The sequence below is a fragment of the Streptoverticillium olivoreticuli subsp. olivoreticuli genome (genome assembly GCF_003391135.1).
Lineage (GTDB): Bacteria > Actinomycetota > Actinomycetes > Streptomycetales > Streptomycetaceae > Streptomyces > Streptomyces blastmyceticus.
Map to the genome: position 1 here is coordinate 161,084 of NZ_CP031455.1, position 24,561 is coordinate 185,644.

Sequence of the window (24,561 nt, forward strand, 5' to 3'; positions counted from 1 at the left end):
GCCTCAAAGCGATCGGGCTGTGATGCCCGGGGCAAGCAGGAGTGGCAGCAGACGTACTGCAGCGGAGCAGCCGACGCGGAACACACCAGGACATGCCTCGCGCTCGCGAGACCAGCCTCTTTCTGGCCCTGAAGCGTCTTCCACAGGAACCACGTTGACGGACTCCACGAGCGCATTGCCGTCAGAGCTGTCCACCTCACCCATCGGCTGGATCGCACCTCGTGTACTGAGCGCCGTGGCCGGTGTGCATGATGGCGTCGTCGAGGCTGACGAGAGCCCGCCCGGCCACAGCCGGGGCGCCGACGGCGAGCTCGGCCTGATGTGATCGGCAAAAGCCCAGCCGACCAGACAGCGCGAACCGATGTCGGTCACGGCTGCCGGATACAGAACTTCCCGGTTTCCAGCGGGAGATCACAAAGCGTCCGGTGCGCTTCGTGTTCACCGCCTCCGCGGTGAGTCCCGTCCCATCAGGTGCAGAGGCCTTCGCGGCAGCCGGACCGGTGATCGTGATGCAGTACCTGCGCCACAGAGGGTGCCCGGTAGGCCCGGTGGACCGCCTGAGACAGGCGACGCGCCTGCGACTGATGCGCTCACTGCTGTTACGGAGCTTGACAGTGATCCTGGGGACACCGCAGACACCATTAGAGTCACGGCAGGCAGTCCCTCTCCGGGTGGCGAGCTTCACGTCGGCGGACTGGCAGACCACGCAGGCCGCAGCAGTACGGCGCCAGTACCAGAAACTGGGCCATCACGGTCAGGATGCACCGGACGCAGACCTTCCGCAGGCCGCAGCAGCAAACTCTGCACAGTCCGCATAGTTCCGGATCGATCGGCTCCCCCGGTCAGTTACCGCCGGCCTGCACCAGTCTCTCCAGCGAGACCCGCAGCAGCTGAGCGTGCGTACCGCTGCCAGCTGCATGCGGGATCAGCACGCTGGTGACCTCCGGTCTCCACCAGCCGGACCGGCACCATTCACAACCGACCGGCCAGCTCACATCGCCTTTCGGCCAGCCACGCCCAGAGTCTGGTGAGCATCGAGCGTTCAAAGCCCCTTGCGGACACGCCGCTGCGCTGTGTGCACCGTCCGGGCCGGGACCCACAGGAAGCTTCTCAGCCGCGGCGGCCTCGCGCCCCACCCCGGGACCCGAGGCCGCCGCGCACCCTTCCGGTGAAGCAGCATCCGCTCCCCCGCCGTCAGCACCCCAGCAGATCGCCCACGGAGTCCCGGCAATTGCTGGTCGCCGGTACGGCCACCAACCGGACAACAGCTCACGCGAAAGGCCGGGGCGGACCGCCTGAGGCCGCCCCGGCCAGGGATATCCCGGGGCCGGTCACGGTCTCAGGCCGCTCGGCCGCGCCTCAACAGCAAGTCAGCAGCGCCGTCCGACTACTTGCCCTGGTTGTAGGCCTCACGCTGCTTGTCGAACTCTTCCTCGTTGGACGCATCCGTCATACGCGGGAAGTCAATGCCGTCCAGGATCGAAGACAGGTCGCCCTTCTCCCCGTCCTTCGCCTGGGCAGCCTTCTCAGCCTCAGCCTGCTTGTTGTAGGCCTCACGCTGCTTGTCGAACTCTTCCTCGTTGGACGCATCCGTCATACGCGGGAAGTCAATGCCGTCCAGGATCGAAGACAGGTCGCCCTTCTCCCCGTCCTTCGCCTGGGCAGCCTTCTCAGCCTCAGCCTGCTTGTTGTAGGCCTCACGCTGCTTGTCGAACTCTTCCTCGTTGGACGCATCCGTCATACGCGGGAAGTCAATGCCGTCCAGGATCGAAGACAGGTCGCCCTTCTCCCCGTCCTTCGCCTGGGCAGCCTTCTCAGCAAGCCACTCAGCGCGCTGCTTCTCCATGGCCTCCTGGCCAACATGCTCAGCACGCTGCTCCCAGAACTTGGCCATCTCAGCCTCTTCCGAGAAGTCCGGCAGCTCGATGCCGTCCAGGATCGAGGACAGGTCGCCGCCCTCAGTCTCGGGCTTCGTCTCACGCTGCTTAAGGTCGTGGACAGGCTTGCCCTTGTTGTCCTTGACGGTAGTGCTGCCGTCCTTGCCCTTTTCCACCACATACGTGGCGTAGGTGCCGTCGGCAGTCTTCACCGTCACGGGCACGCGCTTGTTGGTGATTTCGGTGATGGAGCCCTTGCGGACATCGACCTTGAAGACCTTGCTGGACGTCGCGTCCTGGAACAGCAGGAGGCCAGTGGTGGACTGCTCGCCCAGGTAGCGGAAGTCCGATCCCTGGTAGGCGCCCTTGGTGCTGTCGACCAGGACTGTCTCCGTGCCGGTCTTGGTGTCCTTGGCCACGATGCTGCCGGTGAAGGTGTCCTTGACAATCGACTTGCCGGTCAGGCCATGCTTCTGCATCAGCACTCGGAAGCCATCGGCCTCGATGTCACGGACCTGGTCTGCTGCTGCGTGGGCGCCGGCGTTGTTGTTCGCGGTGTTGGCCTGCGCCACTCCGGTCATAGCAAGCGAGGCGACGGCTGTGCCTCCGAGGATGGCGGTGAGAAGGTGTCCACGGCGTGAGTTAGCGCGCTTCATTAAAGAATTCCTTCGGTGAAATCAGGGGTGGTGGTGTTACTCATCCATGATGCCGACTGAATCCGCCCTGGCGCGTCACACGATCGTATCCATCACCCTGGACTTTCCGCGTATACGAGCATGCAACTTTAGTTGCAGAGGGGGCGGCTTCTCCGCGTTGCCAGCTTGGCTGATGCCCTGTTCGGGAGCATGATCGCAGGACTGGTTATCCACAGGCCTCGACCGCGAATTCCGGCTACTCAGGATATTCCAATTTTGATGATCCGGGAGAACGGTATATCTCATGGCCGTGAAGGGCTACTCGCTTGAATTCACAGCTAACGCGGTCACGTGTGCCACTCTCGGGCCCGGAACGATGATCAAGCAGATCACCCGTCTGCGGAGATGATGCCCGGGGACAGGCAGTCGGTGATTGCCGAGGCGGTCCCGTGCCTCAGAAACCGCTGCAGACGGAGAACGCAGCTCTGTGCTGGACGGTCCGGAAGCTGAAAGAACGCAGAGGTCTCCTGTCCGTCCAGGAGCGTCCGCTGTGGCACCAGGCAGGCTTAAGGAGGCCGCCTCCAGTCCGTCGCCGGAGACTGGCACCGATACGGCGTGATTCGGCTGGTGCCGGATTTTTCAGAATCGCCGATCGAACCTATTACTTGGCGCTGCACCACACCGGTCAGGGCCATCCGTCAGGCCGGCGGCGCGGAGTACGCCGCTGAATGGCCAAATCGCGTACTTACAGCATGTCTTATGTGGTGAGTTGGAGGAGTCTCTTGTAGCAGAGGAGTGCGGCGGCGTGTCCGAGGAAGGCGAGGTAGTTGCGGGGTTGGCGTTCATACCTGGGTGAGAGTCGGCGGTATCCGGTGAGCCAGGACATGGTGCGCTCGATCACCCAGCGATGACGTCCGAGCTGTTCGCTGGAGTCGATGCCTTTGCGGGCAATGCGGACGGCGATACGTTTCCCGCGGAGCCATCGACGCAGTTCGGAGGTGTCGTAGGCCTTGTCGGCGTGGAGTTTGCGGGGCTTGTAGCGCCGTCCCCGTTCCGGGTCGTGCCGTGACCGGAGTCCGCCAGCCATGGGTTTCAGTCCGTGGAGGCCGTGGGTGTTGCCGGCGGAGATGCCCACGACGAGGGGCAGCCCTCCGCGGTCGGACAGGATGTGCATCCTGGAACCCGGCCTGCCCCGGTCCACGGGCGACGGACCTGCAAGTTCGCCCCCTTTTTGGCCCGCACGTAAGCGCAGTCGAGCACCACACGGGACAAGTCCAGCAGCCCCTTCGCGGCGAGCCGGTCGAGGACTGTCTGGTGCAGCCAGCCCCACACTCCCGCTCTCGACCAGATCAGGAACGGCGGTGAACCGTCGCTCTCGAGGCCCCGGAACAGGGCGGCAGAGCACGCCAGGCACAGCCGCTGACCAAGACGTACACGACCGCGGCGAACACAGCTTCATGGTCGATGTTCGCCGTGCCGCCACCCTGCGGACGGACCTTGTCCGCCGGCAGCAACGGCCGCACCAGCTCCCACAAACCCGCAGGAACAATCCAACCCCACCGCCCACTCCCCATAACCCAACCAACGACCAACCCACCACATAAGACACCGTCTTAACAGCCCTTGCATCAAGGTTTCAGCACTGGAACCGGATCAAGCCAACCAGCGGTGCCCTGGATTCCTGGTCGAGTACCCGTCTGCCGGCGATCGCGAAATCCTGGTCTGCGGCACGTTCGTGATCATCATGGATTGAGTGTGTCTCCGCCGGTTCTGGGGGCCGGTCTGCCCGCCGTATACGGCACACGGCTTTCCAGGGTCCGCACAGCTGTTGTCCGCAGGCGCTGGTGCGGTTTCGCGAGTGAGGCAGCCGGCCATCAGGCCGGCCACGCAGAGGTGGATCACGGCTTCGGAGCAGACAGCCTGACGGGAGGGCCCCTTCGTGCCAGGGCCAAGGCCCCCCGGCACACAGGACACGTTCTTATGGCTCGAAGGATCCGGGGGTGACGTCGTCGGTGGGGAAACGGAGTGAGAATGTCGTCCCGCCGCTGAGGGTGCTGGACACTGTCGCCGTGCCGCCGTGTGCTTCGGTGAGCTTGCGGACGATCGTCAGGCCCAGCCCGCTGCCGCCGGTCTCGCGGTTGCGGGACTTCTCCGCCCGCCAGAAGCGGTCGAAAACGTGTGGGAGATCGTCGGCGTCGATGCCGGTGCCGGTGTCCGTCACCTCGATCACCGTGACGTCTTCCTCCTGGGCTGCGCGCAGGGTCACGCTTCCCCCCGGGGGGGTGTGGCGTACGGCGTTGGAGACGAGGTTGCCTACTGCCTGTCGCAGCCGGACCGGGTCCACGTTCAGGAATGGATCCGCATCGCGGCATACGGAGAGGGTGACCCTGGCTCTGCGGGCGTTCGCGAGGTGGGCCGCCGCCACTTGGCTGAGGAGATCTGCCAGGTATACGGGTTCGGGGCGCAGTCGCAGGGTGCCTGCGTCGGCGGCAGCCAGGTCCTGGAGGTCGTCGATGATGTGCTGGAGGAGGACGGCTTCTTCGAGGAGGGAGGAGAGGAGTGCGGGGTCGGTGGGGACGATGTGGTCCTGGGCTGCTTCCAGCCAGCCGCGGATGTTGCTCAGAGGCGTGCGCAGTTCGTGTGCGATGTCGCTGACCATGGCTTTGCGCAGGTCTTCGAGGCGGGCACGGGTTTCGGACATGTCGTTGAATGCTGATGCTAGTTGGCTGATCTCGCTGTTCGCGGGGACGTTCACTCTGGCGGTGGTGTCGCCTGCTTTCATGCGTTCGGCGGCGCTGGTCAGCGCGCGCAGTGGCCGTACCAGGCGTGTGGCGGCGAAGACGGTGACGGCCAGGGTGACGGTGAGGACGAGTGCTGCTGCTCCTGCGACCCGGGCGGTGTCGGCTGGCGACAGGCGGAAGCCAGCGGACGGGGCGCCGTCCGCGCTGCTGAGGTAAAGGAGTGCGGGAGTTGAGACGTAGGGGGTGAGTTGTTCCCGGCGTCCGGAGTCGACACACGAGGCTGTCGTGGGGTCGGAGCTGCCGGTGTGGGGTGCGGGGGTGGTCCAGGTGTAGTCGAGGCTGAGGTTGACCGGTCCCATCTGGTGTCGTTTCAGGCAGGCGTTGACCAGAGTGTCGAGCTGGTCGAGTGCCCTGCGTTCGGTGGGGGTGGGCTTCCCGAGCTCGGGGATGGCGCACTGGGTGGCGCTGAGGTTCTGGGAGTCGTTGGCCGCCTGGACGTACGGGCGGCCGCTGGGGGTCTCTTTGACGTCTGCGGTGACGGCGTTGCGGTGCAGGCATGCGGCGCTGCGCTCGGCTAGTTTGCGCAGGTCCGCGTGTTCGGCTGCGGTGAGGGTGTAGGGGCCTGCTGCGCGCGGGTCGATGCGGCTGGCGGCGGCTTTGGGAGACAGCGCTGTATCGACGGACAGCGGGTCGAGGACCGCGGCTGCCTTGGCTGAGGGCGGCAGCGCCCTTGTGCTGGAGGAGGCGATCGGCTTGCCGTCCTGGGTGGTGAGCGTGATGCGGCGGCCGGTCTGACGGGCCAGGTCGCTGACTGTGGGGCCGGCGTTTTTCCAGCCCGGGGCGCGGGCGGCGATGCCGAGGAGGGTGTTGTAGATGCGGGTGTCTTCGGCGAGGGCTTGTCCTCGCTCTTGGTTGAACGCGCCGGAGGTGGTCTGTACTGCCAGCCATGTGGTCGCGGCGATGGAGCAGACGGCCACGATGACGGAGGTGGTCAGCAGCCGGGCCAGGAGGGTCTTGTGCGGGGGTACGCTACCCGGCACGGTGGGGGCCTTGCGTGCTGGCCGGGCTGTCGGTGAGTTTGTAGCCGACTCCGAAGACGGTGAGCAGGTGGGCGGGCTGTCGCGGGTCGGCTTCGATCTTTTTCCGGAGGTTCATGATGTGGACGTCGACGGTCCGGTCGGTGATGTAGCGGCCGGAGCCGTGGATGGCCGCCAGCAGTTGGGGGCGGGTGAAGACTCTGTTGGGTTCGGCGGCCATGGCGGCCAGGATCTGGAATTCGCCTGGTGTGCAGTCGATCAGCCGGTCTTCTTGGCGCACCTCGTAGCGGATGGGGTCTACCGTGAGGCCGCCCACGTGGAAGGAGCCGTCGGGAAGGCCGGCATGCCGTGTCCGGCGGAGCAGCGTGCGTACCCGGGCCATCAGCTCGCGCGGGCTGTAGGGCTTGGTCATGTAGTCGTCGGCGCCCAGGTCCAGGCCGAGGAGCAGGTCGTCTTCCGTGGAGCGCGCGGTGAGCAGCAGTACGGGCAGGTCTGTCTCGCGCCGAAGGATGCGTACCACGTCCAGTCCGTCGGTTTTGGGCATCATTACGTCCAGGATGAGCAGGTCGGGCTCTTGGCGGCGGACCTCTTCGAGTGCGGCCCGCCCGTCGTGGACGACGGTGACGGTGTGTTTCTCGTGTTCCAGGTAGCGGTGGATCAGTCCGGCCTGCTTCTTGTCGTCTTCCGCTACGAGGATGTATGCGCACACATGGGTGATCGTAGGCGAGGTGTGGCACTGCAGGCTGGGAACCGGGCCGGGGCCGGGGCGTCCAGCAGGAGCTGAGGGGTTCTTCATATCCGGTCGTGGTTTGTGGTGCTGCGCGTGTATCGGTTGTGTGGGCGGGTCGTCTTCGGACGTGTCTCGGCATGTGGGGGTCGGTGGTTCGTGGATGTGTGCGGGTCTGCAGGCCTGCGGCTGGCAGTCGGGGCTGTGAGCAGTTGGGGGCTGGGCCTGGATTTCGTCGGGGCGTGGTGCTGGGGGGTGATCGTCGTGGGTGGGCCGGTTCAGGTGTTTCGGCGCAGGCGCGTGATCGCGGTGATGATGAGTACAGCAGCTCCTGCGCCGGCTGCCCATAGCGCTGCCGGGCCGGGCTGTGCACGGTGCCTGTTGCCGGTGGTGGTGTCGGTGTCTTCTGGTGCGGGGCTGCTGCCGTGCGAGGTGGTCTTTATCTTTACTTCGGTGATGTCCTTGGCCGGCTGGGCCGTGCCGTTGAGGATGGCTTCGGCTTTGTCCTGGCCGCGCAGGTGGCGGTCGAAGAAGGCGGTCACGTAGGTCTTGGCCACCTCGCGTTGCTGAGTGGGGGTGAGCTGCTGGACGGCTGCTGAGCCTTCGCCGCTGGTTGTCCGGCAGCGGCCTCCTTCTTCATGGGTGGCGTCGTCGCTCGAGGCGGGCTGGCCGCCGTCGGGGGACCATTGTGTGTTGAAGAAGTTGTGGTTCGCGCCCTGGACGGAGAACTGGTGGGTGGGGTAGCGGTTGCGGCTGTCGCCGAGCGCCGCCGCGGTTTTCCCTTCTTGGTAGAGGCCGTCGCAGGTGCCGAGGAGGGTCGCGAGGGGAAGGCCGGTCACGGGAAGTGGTTCGGGGACGGCCAGGGCGGCTGGTTCCATGGCGAAGACCGCCTTGACCTGCACTCCGGATGGCCATGCCGGGCGTTTTTTGTCCGAGGCGTGATCGAGTACGCCGGCGCCGCCGCGTGAGTGTCCCAGAGTGCCGACGCTGGCCATGTCGATGCGGTTGGTGAAGTCCACCGGCTTGGCTTCGCCGGTTTGCGGGTCGGTGAATTTCCCGGCGAGCTCTCCCCTGCCGGAGGCTGCCAGGCCTTCCCACATTGCCAGATGCTTGTTCAGCAGACTGGTACGCAGAGCACGGCCTTCCAGCTGCTGCTGGGCATCGACGCTGTCGGCGCTGATCGACACGACTGTGTAGCCGCGGCTGGCCAGTTCCTTCCCGAGGTAGTCGTACCCGCGGTAGCTGCGCATCGGCTGGACGTCCGGTGCGCAGGGCCAGCGTCCCAGGGCTTGTCTGTGGGCGGTGGCCTTGGCGCGCTGGTTCTCCGTTTCTGCGGTGTCGCCCCTGGCTTCGGACTGCTTCGCGGCGAGCTCGGCTGCGGCGGCCGCGGTTTCGGCGTCCTTGTCTGCGCAGCTGTACCAGGAGCCGTGCAGCATCATCACCAGTGGCAGGGCTCTGCCGCCGGGCCGTTTGGGGTAGTGCACGATGCCGGCGAGCTCAACGGGCGGAGGATTGTGTCCCTGTGCGGTGAAGGCCGAGTCGCCCAGGTTGTAGACAGCCGAGCCGACCTCGTACGTCCTCGCATCTGTGCTCGGGTCCGGCGGTGCGGCGCCGGCGGGGACAGTGCCCAGCGCTGCTGTGGCCATCGCGGCGGCAGCGGTTGTCCAGAGCCGGGCAGTACACCGCATGTGGGGAACCCCTTTTCGGGTGGCGGCCTGTCGCCCTGATACAGGGGGACCAGGAGGAATGGCTGATGAGGACTTGCTTGTGGGGGCTGTCTCGTGAGTGCGGCCCCGTCTCCCGGCGGGGAGCCGCGCTGGCCGGCGACGGGACAGGAGTGGCGGGCCGTCTCACCGGCGGGGGTGAGAGGAGGTTGCCTGTGTATCCGGCATCCGGAAAGGGCGCACTGCGCTGCAGGCGCGCTCATCCGCCGGCCAGGGCCTCTACAGGGGTGAGACAGGAGGCTCGTACGGACGGGTAGAGACCCGCGGCCACCCCCACAAGCACCGCACCACCGAAACCGGCCGCGACGGACGTGAAAGGGATCACCGCCGGCCAGTCCTGGGACAGCGCGAAGGCTGCGGTAGCAGCCATGCCCAGAGCAGCGCCCATGATGCCTCCCAGCCCTGACAACGCGATAGATTCACTCATGAACTGACCCCGGATCTGGCCTCTGCTAGCACCCAGCGCACGGCGCAGACCAATCTCCCTACGCCGTTCCAGCACCGAGATAACCATAGTGTTGGCCACACCGATGCCGCCGACCAGGAGGGCCACACCGGCCAGTCCCAGGAACAGGGAGGAGAAGGCGGATTCGGTGACGCGCTTGGCGGCGAGGGCGTCGGAGGGGCGGCTGACCTGGACCAGGCCGAGGGACCCGGACTTTGAGGGAAAAGGACGCGGATCACCGGCCTCTACGCCTGCCCGCCCGACGGCGCGACGGTCATCTGCGCCGACGAGCTCGGGCCGGTGATCCCCCGCACCTTCCCGTCGGCACCGGGCTGGTCACCGGACGGCCACCGCATCAAATCCGAACTCGACTACAGCCGCGGGCAGGAGAAGACCTGGGTCTACGGCGGCCTGAGAGTGCGGGACGGACAGCAGGTCACCATGACCGCCCCTTCCCGCAACAGCACCTTCTACCAGCAGTTCCGGAAGCGGCTCGAGACCGGCAACCCCACCGGCAACCCCTACGTGATCACGGACAATCTCTCCTCGCACAACAGCCTGTCCACCCGGACCTGGCTGGAGGACCACCCCCGTATCCACCACGTCTTCATCCCCGTCAGCACCTACTGGTTCAACCTCCAGGAAAGCTGGTGGCGCATCTTCCGCAAGACCGCTCTCGCAGGCCAGTCATTCGCCGGACCAGCAGAGATCGACCACGCCACCCGCCTGGCAACCACCCAACTCAACACACGCGCACGACCATGGGTATGGGGCAGGCCCCCGCCCCCAACCCGCCAACTACGACGCCGATACGTGTACACCGAAAGAGGAATCGAGCAGTAATGGATGCTCTTATCTTTCGCTAAGAACGTTCCCTTAGCGTCTCGTTCATGATGACGCAACGTGGTGCAGTCGGATCTGTTGTCCTCACGGCCGTCGCCCTGACGGCCGGCGCCGGGGTCGCCGCCGCGGCTCCCGCACCCGCCAGGGCCGCCGCCGTGTCCCACGGCAAGGTGACGGACAATCTGTACATGTCGCTCGGTGATTTCGAGGATGCCACGTCCGGCGAGAACCCGAAGGTCAAGGCCATGATTGACCGTCCGGACATCGGCGGCGTGCAGGTGGTGGTGCCCTGGAAGGCCCTTGAGGGGAAGAAGGGGGAATACAAGTGGTCGCGGCTGGACGATGCCCTGAAGTATCTCCAGGAACGTCACAAGAAGCTGTTCGTCCAGGTCCAGGACCGGTTCTTCGACATAGCCATGAAGGACGCCAATGTCCCCCAGTACGTGAAGGACGAGGGCGGGGTCGCGCCGACGACCGATGAGAACCCTGACAATCCCACCACCCGCGGGGCCATGGCCGCGCAGTGGAACAAGGATGTGCGGGCGGACTTCCAGGCCATGCTGAAGGCGATGGCGGGGAAGTTCGACGGCAAGCTCGCCGGGGTGAACCTTCCGGAGACCGCGGTCGAGGTGGACACCAAGACGGATCAGACCAAGTACACCCCGAAGTCCTACATCGATGCCGAGATCGACAACATGCGCTACGGCAAGAAGGTCTTCACCAGGACGCAGTTCATCCAGTACATCAACTTCCTGCCGGACGACGACGACCACAAGCGCATGAAGGAGATGTTCGACCTCGCCAGGGACAAGAAGATCGGCATCGGAGGACCGGACACCCTGCCGGACCGGAAGTACCAGATGGAGAACTCCTACAAGTTCCTCCACGAATACAAGGATGCCCTTCCCCTCGTCGCGATGGCCGTCCAGGAACCCGACATCAACGCCAAGGACCCCCAGACCGGCAAGCCGTACACCCGCGAACGGTTCACGGACTTCGCCCACGACCACCTCGGCGCGCGCCACATGTTCTGGACCACCGAAGCAGACTGGCTGCACAAGCCCGCGGCATGACACATACACGAGTGCGGCTCCTCAACCCCGTGTGAGCGACCGAGCACTCCCTCAAGATCGCAAACAGGCAAGCTCAGGCCGGTGTGGGGATGTGCCGGTCGAGGAAGGCCCAGGTGCGTTGCCAGGCGGTCTCGGCGGGGCCGGGGCGGTATGCCCGGGAGCGGTGGCCGCCGGCGAAGGCGTGTCCGGCGTTCTCGCAGACGTGCTGGACGAAGCCGACACCGGCCGCACGCAGGGCTGTCCCGGTCGCCCGGACCTGGTCGGCGGGGACGACGTGGTCCTCGGCGCCGACGCGCAGCATTACGGGCGCGTCGACGGAGGCGGCGCGGTCGAGTACGGCATGCGGACCGGCCGCGATGCAGGAGCCGCAGAAGACGACCCGTAGACCTCCTGCTCGACGCCGTCGGGATACCGCGAGCGCAGGACAAGCCGATGCCCGCCCTGGTGCGTTTTGATCTCGTCCAGGGTGTTCTCGATTTCCCACCGCCGGTGGTAGAGGGCGGCGAGCTCTGCGGCAGGAGCCCGGCAGGGGTCGCGGAGCGTGGTGACGAGCCGGTAGACCGTCCCCTCACCGCCGTCGAGGGCGTACTCGATCACCCGGACCGTGGCAGGACCGCGGCGGGGGCCGCGGTCACCGGACGCGACGATCTCGGACAGGCAGGAACCACCACCGAGATCCCGGACGACAGGAAGCACGACGTTCCTGCGGACCCGCCACAACAGGCCGGCACCCGTGTTCGCGGCCGCGAGGCCCAACCCGAAGCCGGTGATCCCCCGGCCGGCAAGCACCGGCATGCCCGGCCCGAGCCGGCCCAGCAGACCCGGGATCAGGTGCTGTCCGTGCACCGACAGCGGTCCCGTTGCCGCGGCGAACACCGCGTGGGTCCCGCATTCCACCAGTGCCACAAGCCTGACCTGCGACGCGCACGACCTGGCGCAACGGGCACCGCGAGAAGCCGCTCACGACGCAGGCCGGGGACCTGGACCTGGCGATACCCAAGATCCACACCCCACCCCGCACACCAACCACCACCCCCACCCGGCGACCCGACCCAGCCGACCACGTGATCAAGGTCAACCGCTTCATGGCTGGTCCGCGGATCCGTCGGCCATGCGGAACGTCCGCCGATAAGCGAGCGGCGATACGCCGATCGCGGCATGCAGGTGCTGGCGGAGCGAGGCGGCCGTGCCGAACCCGGCGCGGCGGGCGATCTGGTCGATGGGGAGATCGCTGGCCTCCAGCAGGTGGCGAGCGAGCTCCACCCGCTGCCGGATCAGCCAGTCGCCGGGGCTCATCCCGACTTCCTGCCGGAAACGGCGGCTGAAGGTCCTCACGCTCACCTGGGCGTGCCGGGCGAGTTCGCTCAGCGGCAGCGGACGCTCCAGCCGTTGCAGCGCCCAGGCCCGAGTGGCCGCGGTCGCGGCCGTCGACGGGCCTGGCACCGGTTGTTCGATGTATTGCGCCTGCCCACCGTCGCGCCAGGGCGGCACGACGCAGTGGCGGGCCGTACGGTTGGCGACCGCGCTGCCGTGGTCACGCCGGACGATGTGCATGCACAGATCGACACCGGCGGCCACCCCGGCGGAGGTGAGCACGTCCCCGTCGTCCACGAACAGCACGTCCGCGTCCCATCGGACCTGGGGGAACAGCCGTCGACAGCGCTCGGCCTCCTGCCAGTGCGTGGTCGCGGGGCGGCCGTTGAGCATGCCGGCCGCGGCGAGCAGGACGGCCGCTGTGCAGATCGACACCACGCGGGTGCCCGGCCGCAACGTGGCGAACAGGCCCGGCTGCAGTACGAGCGGGTCCTCCTCGTCCGCGGGCTCCCACACGAACGGCGGGATGATCAGGGTGTCGGCGGTCTCGAGCGCTTCGATGCCGTGTTCCACCGCGATGGCGAAATCGGCGGAGGTGGTGACCGGGCCGCCGTCGAGCGAACACGTGATCACCTCGTAGAGCCGCTCACCTGCAGGGCCCCGGGCCGCGCCGAAGATCCGCGCGGGGATCCCCAGCTCGAACGGATAGACGTTCTCCAGGACGAGTACGACGACACGATGCATGACCAGATCCTTGCACATCATGGCCATCAGGCCACTTTCTGCCGTCCACCGACGCCAGCACACTGATCGCAGTCGTCGTACGCACGCGGAACATGCCGCGAGGAAGGCGTACGCATGGAACGTGCCACGAGGAAGGAAACCCATGCGCGCGATCAGCCAAGAGGCCCTGGGCGGCCCGGAGGTCCTCACGGTCGTCGAGCTCGACCGGCCGGCGCCCGGTCCCACCGACATCCTGGTGCGGGTTCACGCCGCCGGCGTCAACCCGACCGACTGGTTGCACCGCGCGACAGGGCTTTACCTGGGCGCGCCGCCGTTCGTCCTGGGCTGGGACGTGTCCGGCGTCGTCGAGGCAGTCGGCGCGGGCGTCACGCTGCGCAAGCCGGGCGAGGAAGTCTTCGGCATGCTCGACTACCCGCGAGGCGCCGGCGCCTACGCCGAATACGTGGCCGCCCCGTCCCGGAACTTCGCCCTCAAGCCGGCCGGGATCGACCACACACAGGCCGCCGCGCTGCCGGTGGCCGCACTCACCGCCTGGCAGGCCCTGGTGGACACCGCTGACGTCCAGCCCGGCCAGCGCGTGCTCATCCACGCCGCGGCAGGCGGGGTGGGCCACCTCGCCGTGCAACTCGCCAAGGCCCGCGGCGCGCATGTGATCGGTACCGCCAGCGCGCCCAAACACGACTTCGTCCGCCGTCTGGGCGCCGATGAAGTGATCGACTACACCCGGACCGATTTCGCCGAGGCGGTGCGGGACGTCGACGTCGTGCTCGACGCGGTCGGCGGTGACTACGGCCCACGCTCGCTGCGAACCCTGCGCCCGGGCGGCATCCTCGTCGCCATCGTCTTCTCGCATGTCGAATACATGAAGTCAGCGGCCGAGGAACGTGGCGTCCGGCTGGAATACCTGACCGTCGAAGCCGACCACGCCGGCATGACGGCTATCGCCGCGCTGGCCGGCAAAGGCCTCCTGCGCGCCGAGAGCGAGAGCGTACTGCCACTGGAGCAAGCCGCCGAGGCGCACCGGCGCGGCGAGACCCGCCGTACGGCCGGCAAACTCGTTCTCACCGTGGCCGACTGATCTTTCGGCCACGGTGAGGGTCCGCACGATCCCCGCCCAGCATCGCGGGGACCTCGTCCGAGCGTGTCCGTCCGCCGTGGATGCCACCCGGCGGCACGGGCCGGGTCATGCGGTCCTACCTTGTTTCGTGGGCTGGACGGGCCGTCGTAAGGCCCAGAAGACCCCGGGTACGGCTTTCAAGCCGTCATCCGCGAACTCACCGTTCAGGACATCCACCCCAGCGAACGACTCGGCCGACACCGCTGGGCCAACATCTCCTGGCTGAACGGTCACCGCAGGCTCAACCACCGCTACGAGCGCCACCCGGGCAACTACCTCACGTTTCCCGGGCCGGCGACCGCCCTCGGCTGCTGCAAACACTTCCGCAACCTCACCGTGCAGGGCACGCTCTACGAGCCTTGCTCCGCGAGTGCAACCTTCCGGCCGGTCCGTGCCGCCCCTCGGATCTTCTCCAGCATGCCGTGCCGCCGCAGAGACGGCGCTGATCTGCACCAACACCATGCACAAGGCCGCCGACCACATCGAGGCGACGGTCTCCACCCCCCTGCTGCACCCAGCCGATGCCACCGCAGAGGCCGTACGGGCGCCGGGCCCGCACCGAGCCGGCCTGCCGGGCACCGCGTCCACCATGGAGCAGGATTTCCACCGAGACCGTCCCGAAGCCGGCGGACCCGATGTGCACATCCCGGACACTGACGGGCGCACGATCGTTCACCACGTGATCCACGAGGAGCTCTGCCCAGGCATCGTGCGGGAGGAGTCACACGCCGCCTGCCAGGAGGTCATCACGGACCTGGCCGCCGGCGGCGCGGAAGGCATCATTTTGGGCTGCACCGAAATCGAGCTTCTCATCGGTTCCAAGGACAGTCCCGTCCCGCTCTTCCCCACCGCACGACTCCACGCTGCGGCCACCGTGCACACAGGCCCTGTCCGGCACCCAGAACGACAGACCAACCGCATCCGCACCCCGCTGACAGCCGACCTGCACCGCCGGCCCGATCATCCGGCAGAAGCCACAGAACACGGCTGTCAACGGCCTGAACCCAGACCACAGTTGGAGGGCAGACCATCGAAGCGGGCGAGGACGTTTCCGCCGACGGCCGGGGCGGCCATGCCGCGCTCGGTCATCATCATGCCGATCGTCGCGCCGAGCCCGAGGGCTCGTGGCTGTCACGGCGTACGGCCGTGCCGGTGCGCTGCTTCGTCTTCTCCTTGCGGGTGGCGCCGTTCTTCCCCGCCGCCTCCCGGGCAGCGACCAGAGCCCGGCGCGCGAGGTCGACCCCGCTCAACCCGGTGCTCACGCGATCACCGCCCCGGCCGTGTCGACGCCCGGCGGGCGGGCCGCGAGCCCGGGCAGCCGGTCCGTTCACGGCGCGGCCGAGGCCGTCCCGGTCCGGCCGCCTCAGGCACCGCCTGGGCGCGATCCCGGTCACAGGTGTTCGAAGAGCCTGGTCCACCATGTTGCCCGGCCACGGTGTGCGCCGTAGCTGATCACCGTTCCCGTCTCGTCGGCCAGCCAGGTCACTCCGTCATAGGGAGAGTGCAGCAATCGCTGGGGAACCAGTACGTACCCCAGGTCGGACAGCGCCGACTCGATCCGCCGGCGATCCGTTTCGGAGACCGCGCCGTCAGCCACGGCGTGGTCCAGGTCGTCGTGACTGTCGGGCGCCGGCGTGGTCACCACAGCCAGGTCGCCGAAGTTACTCAGCCGGACGGCGAGCGGCACGCCCGCCCCGGTCGCCGCAGCGGGGATACGCACCATGAAGGAGTAACTGGCGTCCTCCGCCGTGTCTGCGATGACGCAAGGCCGCGCGAGCTCCGTGTTCAACCGCCCGGTCAGCCGGGCCGCCCGCGACCTGGCCCGCGCGTAGTCGTACCCATCGGGGAACTCGAGATGGTCCGGCCCTGGCAGCCGGTCCACGGCGTGGAGCAGATCGAGAATCCGCTGGTCTTCGTCCATGGGCAACACCCTACGAAAGGCCGTCCTCTGCAGGCGGACGCAAGCCCGGCCGCAGCGCCCGCGCCCGGCAAGCCGCCCCGGCCCCCGGGCAAGCCCCTTTTCCGGCGTGGAACAGGGGCTTGCCCGGGCGGGTTTGCGGCTGGGCGTTGGATCCGTCAGAAGACCCGAACCGACTGGAATCCGTGCGTCATGTTGGAGCGGTGTTCCCCGGCAGGGATTTCACGGTAGGCGTGGCCGACGCCCTGGGCGCAGTCGGCGAGGGTGTAGATGCGGACGGTGTGTCCGCTGTCGTTGTAGAAGTCTCTCCCGCCCTGCACGTTCTTGCAGTGACCGGCCTGGTGTTCTCCCTGTCCCGCGACCCGGCTGACGACGTTGATCAGTTCCGCCCTGTTGTTGCTGGGGTGGCTGTAGACATAGAAGTGGATCGAGGCGCTGGCGCTTGAGGGCACGGCGACGGTGAGCGAGAGCGCGGCACCGAGCGGGGCCAGCGCCGTGACGAGGCGATTCATGATTTTGTTCCTCCTGGGTCGGGGACTGCATGGATGCCGTGCCGTTTCAGGGGTACCGCCGCACAAGCGCTCCCGGGCGGGTTCTCACCCGGTGCTGTGCGTGAAGCGGGCAAATTGCCTTCAGCGGCCCGCCGGAGGGGTGTTCGGCAGTGCGTGCTGTGGGCGTCCGTGCAGTGCGCCTGGCGCCTGCCTCCCGCTCTCCTCGGCGATCCCGCCGAGGCGTCGGGAGCCGGAACAGCTACGGCCACCGCCTCACGCTAGGCGCATCCCATGCCAGGTGCCCGTCGTGTTGCGCCGGACAGGCGAACACCCCGGCGTCACGACGAGCACCCGGGGCACCGGCCATCCCACAAGGCTCTACGGCCCAACCCCCAACTTCATCGGTCGGGTCGCCCGGGGCGTCTCAGCCTTGGGCGACCCGACCAATGTCGAAGACGGGCCGTCAGCCCGGGAACCTGCGGCGCCGGGAACGAGGAGAACGCGTCGGGTCAGCCCGTGACAGTGCCGGCCGGGTCCTTCGCCTGCCGCACGGGATCATCCGAGAGGTCGGATGCATGATCTGCGGCCCACTGCGCCAGCGTGCGGCCCGGCCTGCCCAGGACTCGTTCGACGTCGGGCCGAACCTCGGGCGGCTCCTGCGCGTACTCGGCCTGGTAGCCCAGCAGGTATTCGGCGATGTCCCACGGCATCCCGGCCGTGATGTATGCGGCGCGGGCCTGGCCGTACGTCACCGGCTCGAAGCTCAGCGGCCTGCCCAGGCCCTGAGCGATCGCCGCGGCCTGCTCCCGGTGCGTGAGCTGCTGTGGCCCACTCAGCGAGTACGCGTGCCCGGCGTGGCCGTCCGAAAGGAGCGCGGCAGCGGCCACCTCGGCGATGTCCGCCTCGTGGACGGGGACACCGAGCGCGTCGGGGAAGGCGCTGCGCACCGTGCTCTCCGCGCGGATCGAGGCGCCCCACATGTCCAGCTTGTTACTGGCGAACTCGCCCGGCCGAATGTGCGTCCATTCCAGACCCGAGGCTTCGATGACCTCCTCGACGTCGCGCAGCATTTCGTAGCTGCCCGGCCGCCGTACGGTGACGGCGAGGCCGGAGAGGTTGACGATGCGCCTGGCCCCCGCGTCCGTGGCGAGCTCCACGAAGGCGCGGGCCTGCTGTATCGCACGTTGCGGGCCGAGTGCTCCGGACAGGTAGTAGACGCCATCCACTCCGTCGAGTGCCGTCGCGGCTCCTGTGAGGTCGGTGAGGTTGCCCGCTACCACCTCGACGGCATCAGGAAGTTGAGCGTCTTCCGGGTTCCTGGTCAGGGCCCGCACTCGCTGTCCGGCCCCGAGCAGCCGGTCGACCAGGGCGCGGCCGGTCCTTCCCGTCGCGCCCGTTACGAGAATGGTCATGGATTCCCCTTCGCTTGTGGGTGCCGAACCCGTCGGCGGGCGGCCGACGATAGGCCCGTATGGCTCTTGTGCGCACATCTCATTTGGTGGATCAGCAGGGTGACTCATCACGGGCGCGTACGATCACGGGAATGGAGGCACTCGCTCAGCGCCTGGTCCCCGACGAGATGTGGGCGGCGACTCGTCCGCTCCTGCCCGCCCTGCCGTTGCGGCCCCAGGGCGGTGGCAGGGCCGCGGCTGACGCGCGCAGGGTCATGGTCGCCGTCGTCTACGTGGTCACCAGCGGCTGCGCGTGGCAGCAGCTGCCCTCCTCGTTCGGGGTCAGCGTACCTACGGCCCACCGCTGGTTCACCCGCTGGAGCAGTGCGAATCTGTGGCAGAACCTCAGCGAGACGACGTCCCACACCCCGGCGCTCGCCGCCTGGACCAGGACGATCCACGAGTGTGCAGCACTCCGCGTCCACCGCTGAGGGACTCACCAAACGAGACATGGCGCTGCTTCCCGCGCCCGTCACGGGCATGCAGGGACCGCCGTCGTCGCTTCCGCAAAGCCCCCTCGTCCTTGCCGCCTTCGCAGGCACACCCCCTGCCGGGCGGCCGGCCCGGTCACCGGCGTACGAGCCCCCGGGCATGAACGGCACTCCTTCATCGGTGCACGGCGCCCTGATCCGGGACCCGGAATCATCCATGACCAACTGCCGGACCACACCCGACCACACGCCGGCAGACCCGCCCCCTCCCCCCTCCTCTGCACTCCATCGAAAACAAAGCAAGATCACCAGACTGCCTTCGAAAAACAGACACCAGAGCGCAGGCGCGCCTTCAAAACCACCAGACCCGACTACAGGCCCCGGCACAGACCGCCCGGACCAGCAGTCCGCACCATCGGAAGGAGGCCTTCTCCACTCATCACGGCGCGCCACCGGACAGAGCAGCCACCGGAGCCGAGGCCATGGCGGTACGTGGGCCGTGCCGCGTCTTTACGCGGCGAAGCCGACGCTGGTGCAGTACTCGTAAGCCCCCCACTGACTGCCCAGGTCCGGGAGCACCTCCGTGGTCCACGCGTCGTCCAGGCCCTGCTCGTCCCCGGCCGCTCTCCACAGGCCCACCCCCGGATCCTCGGAGCGCGTCGTCGTGATCCACGCGGCGACCACCTGTGAGGAGATCCGTATGCCGTACCTGATCCCGCCCTGCAAGCCGCTGACCGAAGAGCAGGTGGAGCATGCCTTCGACTATGTCCTGGCCCTGCAGACGGGCGACGGGGGCGCCGTCGCCGGCCGCGCGGACGCCGACCCGGCGCTCGTTATCCAGTGCTGTCAAGCAAACCACCAGGTAGATCCGAGGTGTTGTTCCCTCACCTTCGCCCAGGCTCGGCGAATGGGTCCCCCGCTGGCTGCCCGGCGGTGGGTCGGCGTTGGTAGAGGGTGATTTCCAGGTCGCGGGCGGTGTGGTGGTAGGCCGGGGACAGGCCGGCGCGGGTGAGGGTGTGTTCCTGGGACGCCGCTGTGCGGGCGGCGGTCTGGCGGGAGCCGGTGGAGAGGTGTCGGCAGGTGATGTGCCAGACGCGGGGTGCGTGGGCGAGGCGCTGGTGCAGGAGGGCCGGGTCGGCGGGCTGGTTGTCCAGGGTGCCGCGTTCGGCGGCCGTCTCGGTCGTGCCCAGGTCGGGGAGGTGGGCGAAGACTTCCGGGTAGGCGGAGGGGATCAGGTCGCACCGGCCGCCGCTGAAGAGGACTCCGTCCCCGGGGGCGGCGTGGCTCCGCAGTGTGGTGAGCACGGCGGTGGTGTCCCAGTGCCGGCTGTCCTGCTGGCGTATGGCGAGGTGGGATACGGCGATCGGGGCGTCAGCAAGAGTGCGAGCAGTAGCTGCTTGGGCCGTGGGAGGACGGTGGCGGCCGCGGCGAGGAGCAGTGCCAGGGCGGGCAGGCAGAAGAGCAGGTAGCGGTAGGCGAAGAGGGGCTGGTCGAGGGAGAGGCCCAGGAGGAGCAGCGGGGGGATGGCCAGCCAGGGCGCGCCGACGGCGAGGGCCAGGGACGGGGTCTTGCGCCGGCGGGCTATGAGGAGGGCGACGGCGGTGAGGGCGGTGAGGGTGAGGAGGAGTTTCAGGGCGGTGGGGAGGGTGTCCTGGCCGGGGGTGAGCAGCCAGGTGAGGTAGTTGTACGGGGTTGTGGCGGTGACCGGTGGGGCCTCGCCGACGGCGGAGCGCTGGGAAAAGCCGAGGATCAGCAGTGGGATGACGGCGGTGATGCCCACGGCCTGGGCCGCCAGCAGGCGTATGAGCACGCGGCGGCCGGGACGCCGCAGGGCCACCGTGACCGCGTGGGCGACCACCAGCAGCAGTCCCATCACGTTGAACCAGCCCAGCAGGGCGATCAGCACGGCGTAGCCGGCCACCCAACGTGCGTGGCCGGACAGGGCCTTCACCATGGCGCCGGTGGCCAGGACCGCCACCGCCATGACGAAGGCGAACGAGCGGGCTTCTTGCGCGTACCGCGACGCGGTGGGCAGCACAGCGAGCAGCAGCCCCGCGTACAGACCGAGACGCGGACCGCCGAGCAGCCGCCCCAGCCAGGACAGACCGGCCGCCGCGACGGCCACCGCCACTGCGGAGGGCAGTCGCATCGTGAACTCGCTGACCCCGGCGGCCTGTCCGACCAGGTACATCAGTACGTAGTGCAGGCCGTGCACCGCGTCCACGTGCCCCAGCAGCTCCATCAGCTGCGGCCAGGACCGATGTGCCACGTCCAGGGTGACGATCTCGTCGGTCCACGCGGACGGGTCCGCGATCCCCCACAGCCCAAGACCGAGCCCGACCAGCGCCGACGCCCACACAGTCGCCCGGTCCCAGCTGGGCAACAGCGTACGAATGATGCGGAGAAGAGACGTTCCCATCCCACTGGCCGCACTGTCGGCGGGCCGCCACTTCGGGAGGATGGCGTGCCGGCTATGGCCGAGAAGGCCCTCCTGGGCCATAGCTCCTCCCGGGATGGGACCGGCGGGTGCGCGGGGGACGGCAGGCGTGGTGGCATGAGCGGAAGGGGGCATGGTGATGCTTTCTTTGCGGTATTGCCGGTGGGCCCCGGAGCGGGGCAGGCGGGAAGGCCCGGGCGGCGCGCAGCGGCAAGGGCGGGGACAGACGCGAGCCTGGGCAGCGGCGGGAGTGCGATGCGGGCGCCCCTCGCCGGCTCGGTAGCACGATGAGGCCCCTGCGAACGTGATGGCCGCGTTGCCAGGGGGTGTCGCCGCGCCAGTTGCCGCCGGAGAAGAGCAGGGCGCTTTTTGCTCCGTCGTGCTACCCCCGGCTCTTCAGCCGTGACGGGCCAGGAAGCGGGGCGGGCGTGACTTCGCCGGCCTGCTCGCGGTCCGCGGCCTGGCGCCGGGTAGTGCGGGCAAGCGCGGCCATCAGGACGGGGACCGCGGTGTGGGGGCGGCGAGCGGACCGCATTTCCGATGGCCGCTCCAGCTCACGAGGAAGGCGGGGGTGGGTTCGCTGCGACGACCGTGTACGTGTGGTCGCAGCAGCCTTCTCGTGGAAGGGTTACTGCCCGCCGAGGCAGTCGGCCTGCGAGGCGATCCGGCCTCCGCGCAGGTGCAGGATGATGCAGAAGCCGGCGGTGACCGGCCGCCCGGCCGGGGGCAGGCCCGGGTGCGCCCCGGAGCCGGCGCCCGCGAAGCCGGTTTCGACGGCGACGGCGTCCCCTTCGGCGATGACCCGCTCGAGCGTCAGGGTCCGGTCCGCAACCGCGCCCGCGTACTCCCGGATGTGGCCTACGAAGGCATCCCGGCCGGTGAAGGCGAGCCCGAAAGCCCCGCAGGCACAGACGACGTCGTCGGTGAGCACCGCCCCGAACCGGTCGAAGTCCTGCCGGTTACAGGCGTCCACCCACTCGTGAACGAGCTCGTTGACGTCCGCGTTGCTGCTCATGACTGCCAGCCTTTCCGTGCCTCGTGAAGTCGTATGCACAGGCTGGCATTGATATAGGCCAATTCATGTCCTATATCCCTAAGTCGCTGGTTGATCAGACATTAGGACGTTTCCTGTCCTATTACGGGCACGCTTCCGCTATGACTTCTCAGGACAACACCAGGATCACAAGCGGGAGCACAGCTATGGGCGGGGGGGGAAGGCGCCGGCCGGGAAGGTTGCGCTGACTGCGGGAGCGACCCGGAGTGCGGGCCGGGTGGCTGCATAGGTGACAACGGGGATCAGGCACACATTCCGTGAGGACGATCACCGGGTTCCGTCCTCGTGACATAGCGTCATCTGGGATCGTGGTGCGGTGTGATGACTTCGTAGCGGTTCTGTTTCCGCACTTCAGAGCTGTACTGGTGGAGCGGGTGTTCCTTGAGAGCGGGGCGGTCAGAGTTGTGGCCAGAACGCGGGATCACGTGGTGCGGTGCCCGGACTGCGCGATGTGGTCAAACCGGGTGCACAGCTCCTACGAGCGGCGGCTGGCCGATACCCCGGTCGGCGGCCAGGCGGTGCGGGTTGACCGTGCGTCGGCTGTACTGCGAGAACGCAGCTTGTCCACGGCGTACGTTCGTCGAGCAGGTCGAGGGGCTGACGGTCCGTTACGGCAGGCGGACGCCAACTTCCCGCCGGGTTCTGGAGGCGGTGGCCGTCGCTCTCGCCGGCCGGGCCGGGAGTCGTTTCGCTGTGGTACTGCACAGCCTCGTCAGTCGGACGACGCTGCTGCGGCTGGTGGTGGCCCTGCCAGATCCGGCCTGGACGATGCCGAAAGTGCTGGGGGTCGACGACTTCGCCACCCGTCGCGGACAGCACTACGGCACCGTGCTCATTGACTGCGAATCCGGTCAGCCCCTCGACCTGCTGCTCGGACGGGACGCCGAGACGCTGGCCTCCTGGCTGCGCGACCACCCCGGTACTGAGATCATCTGCCGTGACCGGGCAGGCGCCTACGCTGACGGGGCTCGCACCGGTGCACCTCAAGCGGTGCAGGTCGCAGACCGTTTTCATCTGTGGCAGAACCTCGGCACCGCGGTCGAACGCTGCGTGCGCCAGCACCATGCGTGCCTCAAACGGGCGGAGAACGAGCCGGGCGTCCTCGCGAACAGTTCCCTCGCCGACGCGCCGAGCATAGCGAAGGCGATGTCACCGATCGAAGCCCGCATCCGGGAACGTCACGCGATCGTGCACTCCCTTCTGGACCAGGGGCACGGCATCCGCGAGATCGCCCGGGAGCTACATATGGGCGGCAACACCGTCCGCCGGACGGCCCACGCCGAAACCCCTGAGCAACTGCTGACGGGACGGCAACAGCCCCGGCCCAGCCAACTCGACCCCTACAAAGCCTACCTGGACAAACGCTGGGCCGAGGGAGTCACAAACGCCATTCGTCTGCATGCCGAACTCGCCGAGCTCGGCTACCGGGGCAACTACCAGATCATCAGCGACTACCTGCGACCCCGCCGCCGACAACGCATCCGCGTCGTCGGACCGGCCCCGCCCGGAGCCCGCCAGGTCACCGGCTGGATGATGCGGCACCCAGACCACCTCCGAGATGACGAGCGCCGGCAGTTCAACGTGATCCTCGCCCGCTGCCCAGAGCTGGCCGCCGCCGACCGGCTCGTCCGGGCCTTCGCCGACATCCTCACCACCCGCTCCGGCCAGCACCTCAAGGACTGGGCCGTCGCCACCCGCGCCGAAGACCTGCCAGGCCTGCACACCTTCGTCACCGGCCTGGAGAAAGACTGGGACGCCGTCCTCCAGGGCCTGACCACCCACTGGAACTCCGGGCCAGTCGAAGGCCGGGTAAACCACATCAAGATGGTCAAGCGCCAGATGTTCGGTCGCGCGAAGCTTCCTCTGCTTCGCAAGCGCGTCCTGCTCACCGCATTCCGGCCGCCGCCACCGCCAGTAACCAACGACAACCCCGGTGATCGTCCTCACGGAATGTATGCCTGATCCGACAACGGAGAGCACTTGTCAGCAGGTTCCGAGAGCGGACGATGACCTGGCGCCGGGAAAATGTTGTCGAGATCTGGCAGCACCGGCACGTCGGCAGCCGGGCTGCCTGGCCGAGGCCGAGGAAGCGTGTCGAGCGGTCATCCGACGGCCCCGCAGGAGCTCTCTCCCGCAGAGCCTGGCCTGTAAGGCATGATCGCGAACATGAGCGAATCGGAACTGGACCTGCTCTCACGGCTGTGGGAAGAGCACATGCACGCGCCATTCCCACCACACATGCGCGGTCGAGAGATCGAAGGCGAAGACATGGTGCTGCTCGACGCGGACATCGCCGGCTGTGTCCTCTCGTCGCTGTCCGGGCCCCTTGATGAGAAGCGCCGCAAGATCCTTCTCATCTGCCTCGCGGCCGTTGAGAAGCTCTTGCCCTCGATCGATGATGAGGACGGCGCGACCGAGTACTACAAACACCTGCGGGACATGGCTGCGTTGGCTGTCGAACTCGGGAACGCCAACGCCCGGTAGCGTCGAGTGGTGCGGGCA

General features: G+C 67.9%; 22 protein-coding genes and 4 pseudogenes. 8 read left to right on the forward strand and 18 right to left on the reverse strand.

Annotation, left to right across the window (positions count from 1 at the left end; translation table 11 throughout):
• Positions 1 to 1,387: 1,387 nt before the first annotated feature.
• The 6 genes and pseudogenes from DXZ73_RS00625 to DXZ73_RS00650 form a co-directional block, all read right to left on the reverse strand.
• Positions 1,388 to 2,449, reverse strand: a complete 1,062-nt coding sequence (locus tag DXZ73_RS00625) for a hypothetical protein (protein ID WP_162889920.1) — start codon at positions 2,447 to 2,449, stop codon at positions 1,388 to 1,390.
• An 820-nt stretch (positions 2,450 to 3,269) separates the two neighbouring features.
• Positions 3,270 to 4,086 (reverse strand): annotated as a pseudogene (locus tag DXZ73_RS00630) (IS5 family transposase).
• Between the two features lie 404 nt (positions 4,087 to 4,490).
• Positions 4,491 to 6,293, reverse strand: coding sequence for a sensor histidine kinase (locus tag DXZ73_RS00635; protein ID WP_116209119.1), 1,803 nt, complete (start codon positions 6,291 to 6,293; stop codon positions 4,491 to 4,493).
• Positions 6,283 to 6,999, reverse strand: coding sequence for a response regulator transcription factor (locus tag DXZ73_RS00640; RefSeq protein WP_240351027.1), 717 nt, complete (start codon positions 6,997 to 6,999; stop codon positions 6,283 to 6,285). The genes DXZ73_RS00635 and DXZ73_RS00640 overlap by 11 nt, the downstream gene beginning before the upstream one ends.
• Before the next feature lie 296 nt (positions 7,000 to 7,295).
• The gene (locus DXZ73_RS00645) at positions 7,296 to 8,663 is read right to left on the reverse strand and encodes an alpha/beta hydrolase (RefSeq protein WP_116209121.1); all 1,368 of its coding nucleotides are present in this window, start codon (positions 8,661 to 8,663) and stop codon (positions 7,296 to 7,298) included.
• A gap of 277 nt (positions 8,664 to 8,940) precedes the next feature.
• A pseudogene (locus DXZ73_RS00650) lies at positions 8,941 to 9,387 on the reverse strand (ABC transporter permease); the annotation flags it as partial.
• Between the two features lie 99 nt (positions 9,388 to 9,486).
• On the opposite strand from DXZ73_RS00650, the gene DXZ73_RS00660 reads away from it, so the two are divergent.
• Together DXZ73_RS00660 and DXZ73_RS00665 are read left to right on the forward strand one after the other, a co-directional pair.
• Positions 9,487 to 10,029, forward strand: coding sequence for a transposase (locus DXZ73_RS00660; protein WP_240351029.1), 543 nt, complete (start codon positions 9,487 to 9,489; stop codon positions 10,027 to 10,029).
• A gap of 47 nt (positions 10,030 to 10,076) precedes the next feature.
• Positions 10,077 to 11,102 carry a hypothetical protein gene (locus tag DXZ73_RS00665; RefSeq protein WP_240351030.1) on the forward strand — a complete coding sequence of 342 codons (1,026 nt, stop codon included), beginning with the start codon at positions 10,077 to 10,079 and terminating at the stop codon, positions 11,100 to 11,102.
• 73 nt (positions 11,103 to 11,175) lie between these two features.
• Here the strand turns inward: DXZ73_RS00665 and DXZ73_RS00670 are convergent, their stop codons facing one another.
• Both DXZ73_RS00670 and DXZ73_RS39000 read right to left on the reverse strand, forming a co-directional pair.
• Complete coding sequence (locus DXZ73_RS00670) at positions 11,176 to 11,460, reverse strand: dienelactone hydrolase family protein (RefSeq protein ID WP_240351673.1); 285 nt, start codon at positions 11,458 to 11,460, stop codon at positions 11,176 to 11,178.
• A complete protein-coding gene (locus tag DXZ73_RS39000; RefSeq protein WP_240351032.1) occupies positions 11,403 to 12,008 on the reverse strand; it encodes a transposase in 606 nt (201 codons plus the stop codon). Before DXZ73_RS39000 ends, DXZ73_RS00670 begins: the two co-directional genes overlap by 58 nt.
• Positions 12,009 to 12,022: 14 nt before the next feature.
• On the opposite strand from DXZ73_RS39000, the pseudogene DXZ73_RS40420 reads away from it, so the two are divergent.
• Positions 12,023 to 12,113 (forward strand): annotated as a pseudogene (locus DXZ73_RS40420) (transposase); the annotation flags it as partial.
• 72 nt (positions 12,114 to 12,185) lie between these two features.
• On the opposite strand, the gene DXZ73_RS00680 reads toward DXZ73_RS40420, so the two are convergent.
• Positions 12,186 to 13,160: a GlxA family transcriptional regulator gene (locus DXZ73_RS00680; protein ID WP_116215334.1), complete on the reverse strand. Its 975-nt coding sequence runs from the start codon at positions 13,158 to 13,160 to the stop codon at positions 12,186 to 12,188.
• A 142-nt stretch (positions 13,161 to 13,302) separates the two neighbouring features.
• On the opposite strand from DXZ73_RS00680, the gene DXZ73_RS00685 reads away from it, so the two are divergent.
• Complete coding sequence (locus tag DXZ73_RS00685; RefSeq protein WP_116209125.1) at positions 13,303 to 14,238, forward strand: NADP-dependent oxidoreductase; 936 nt, start codon at positions 13,303 to 13,305, stop codon at positions 14,236 to 14,238.
• 352 nt (positions 14,239 to 14,590) lie between these two features.
• Positions 14,591 to 15,097: pseudogene (locus DXZ73_RS00690) on the forward strand (aspartate/glutamate racemase family protein); the annotation flags it as partial.
• Here the strand turns inward: DXZ73_RS00690 and DXZ73_RS40235 are convergent.
• From DXZ73_RS40235 to DXZ73_RS00710, 5 genes are all read right to left on the reverse strand, one after another.
• Complete coding sequence (locus DXZ73_RS40235; RefSeq protein WP_338059102.1) at positions 14,999 to 15,271, reverse strand: hypothetical protein; 273 nt, start codon at positions 15,269 to 15,271, stop codon at positions 14,999 to 15,001. The pseudogene DXZ73_RS00690 and the gene DXZ73_RS40235 sit on opposite strands and share 99 nt — an antisense overlap.
• Positions 15,272 to 15,368: 97 nt before the next feature.
• Complete coding sequence (locus DXZ73_RS38665; protein ID WP_205519068.1) at positions 15,369 to 15,539, reverse strand: hypothetical protein; 171 nt, start codon at positions 15,537 to 15,539, stop codon at positions 15,369 to 15,371.
• Between the two features lie 128 nt (positions 15,540 to 15,667).
• Entirely contained in the window at positions 15,668 to 16,198 is a 531-nt protein-coding gene (locus DXZ73_RS00700) for a hypothetical protein (RefSeq protein ID WP_116215335.1), read from the reverse strand.
• Between the two features lie 155 nt (positions 16,199 to 16,353).
• Positions 16,354 to 16,707 (reverse strand): hypothetical protein, encoded by a 354-nt coding sequence (locus DXZ73_RS00705; RefSeq protein ID WP_116209126.1) that lies wholly within the window; start codon positions 16,705 to 16,707, stop codon positions 16,354 to 16,356.
• A 488-nt stretch (positions 16,708 to 17,195) separates the two neighbouring features.
• On the reverse strand, positions 17,196 to 18,098 hold the full coding sequence (locus tag DXZ73_RS00710) for an SDR family oxidoreductase (protein WP_116209127.1): 903 nt from the start codon (positions 18,096 to 18,098) through the stop codon (positions 17,196 to 17,198).
• 131 nt (positions 18,099 to 18,229) lie between these two features.
• Here DXZ73_RS00710 and DXZ73_RS00715 point away from each other — a divergent pair, with 131 nt between their 5' ends.
• Positions 18,230 to 18,568, forward strand: coding sequence for a transposase (locus DXZ73_RS00715; protein ID WP_162889922.1), 339 nt, complete (start codon positions 18,230 to 18,232; stop codon positions 18,566 to 18,568).
• Between the two features lie 510 nt (positions 18,569 to 19,078).
• Here DXZ73_RS00715 and DXZ73_RS40425 read toward each other — a convergent pair.
• The 4 genes from DXZ73_RS40425 to DXZ73_RS00730 all read right to left on the reverse strand — a co-directional run bounded on the left by DXZ73_RS40425 (position 19,079) and on the right by DXZ73_RS00730 (position 22,020).
• Positions 19,079 to 19,294 (reverse strand): hypothetical protein, encoded by a 216-nt coding sequence (locus DXZ73_RS40425; RefSeq protein WP_425315803.1) that lies wholly within the window; start codon positions 19,292 to 19,294, stop codon positions 19,079 to 19,081.
• A gap of 158 nt (positions 19,295 to 19,452) precedes the next feature.
• The gene (locus DXZ73_RS38670; RefSeq protein WP_205519069.1) at positions 19,453 to 19,872 is read right to left on the reverse strand and encodes a hypothetical protein; all 420 of its coding nucleotides are present in this window, start codon (positions 19,870 to 19,872) and stop codon (positions 19,453 to 19,455) included.
• Positions 19,800 to 20,951, reverse strand: coding sequence for a glycosyltransferase family 39 protein (locus tag DXZ73_RS00725; RefSeq protein ID WP_205519070.1), 1,152 nt, complete (start codon positions 20,949 to 20,951; stop codon positions 19,800 to 19,802). The genes DXZ73_RS38670 and DXZ73_RS00725 overlap by 73 nt, the downstream gene beginning before the upstream one ends.
• A gap of 682 nt (positions 20,952 to 21,633) precedes the next feature.
• Positions 21,634 to 22,020 carry an ester cyclase gene (locus DXZ73_RS00730; protein ID WP_116209129.1) on the reverse strand — a complete coding sequence of 129 codons (387 nt, stop codon included), beginning with the start codon at positions 22,018 to 22,020 and terminating at the stop codon, positions 21,634 to 21,636.
• 570 nt (positions 22,021 to 22,590) lie between these two features.
• Here DXZ73_RS00730 and DXZ73_RS00735 point away from each other — a divergent pair.
• Both DXZ73_RS00735 and DXZ73_RS00740 read left to right on the forward strand, forming a co-directional pair.
• Entirely contained in the window at positions 22,591 to 24,021 is a 1,431-nt protein-coding gene (locus DXZ73_RS00735; protein WP_240351034.1) for an ISL3 family transposase, read from the forward strand.
• Positions 24,022 to 24,213: 192 nt separating this feature from the next.
• Positions 24,214 to 24,543, forward strand: coding sequence for a hypothetical protein (locus DXZ73_RS00740; protein WP_116209130.1), 330 nt, complete (start codon positions 24,214 to 24,216; stop codon positions 24,541 to 24,543).
• Positions 24,544 to 24,561: the final 18 nt, after the last annotated feature.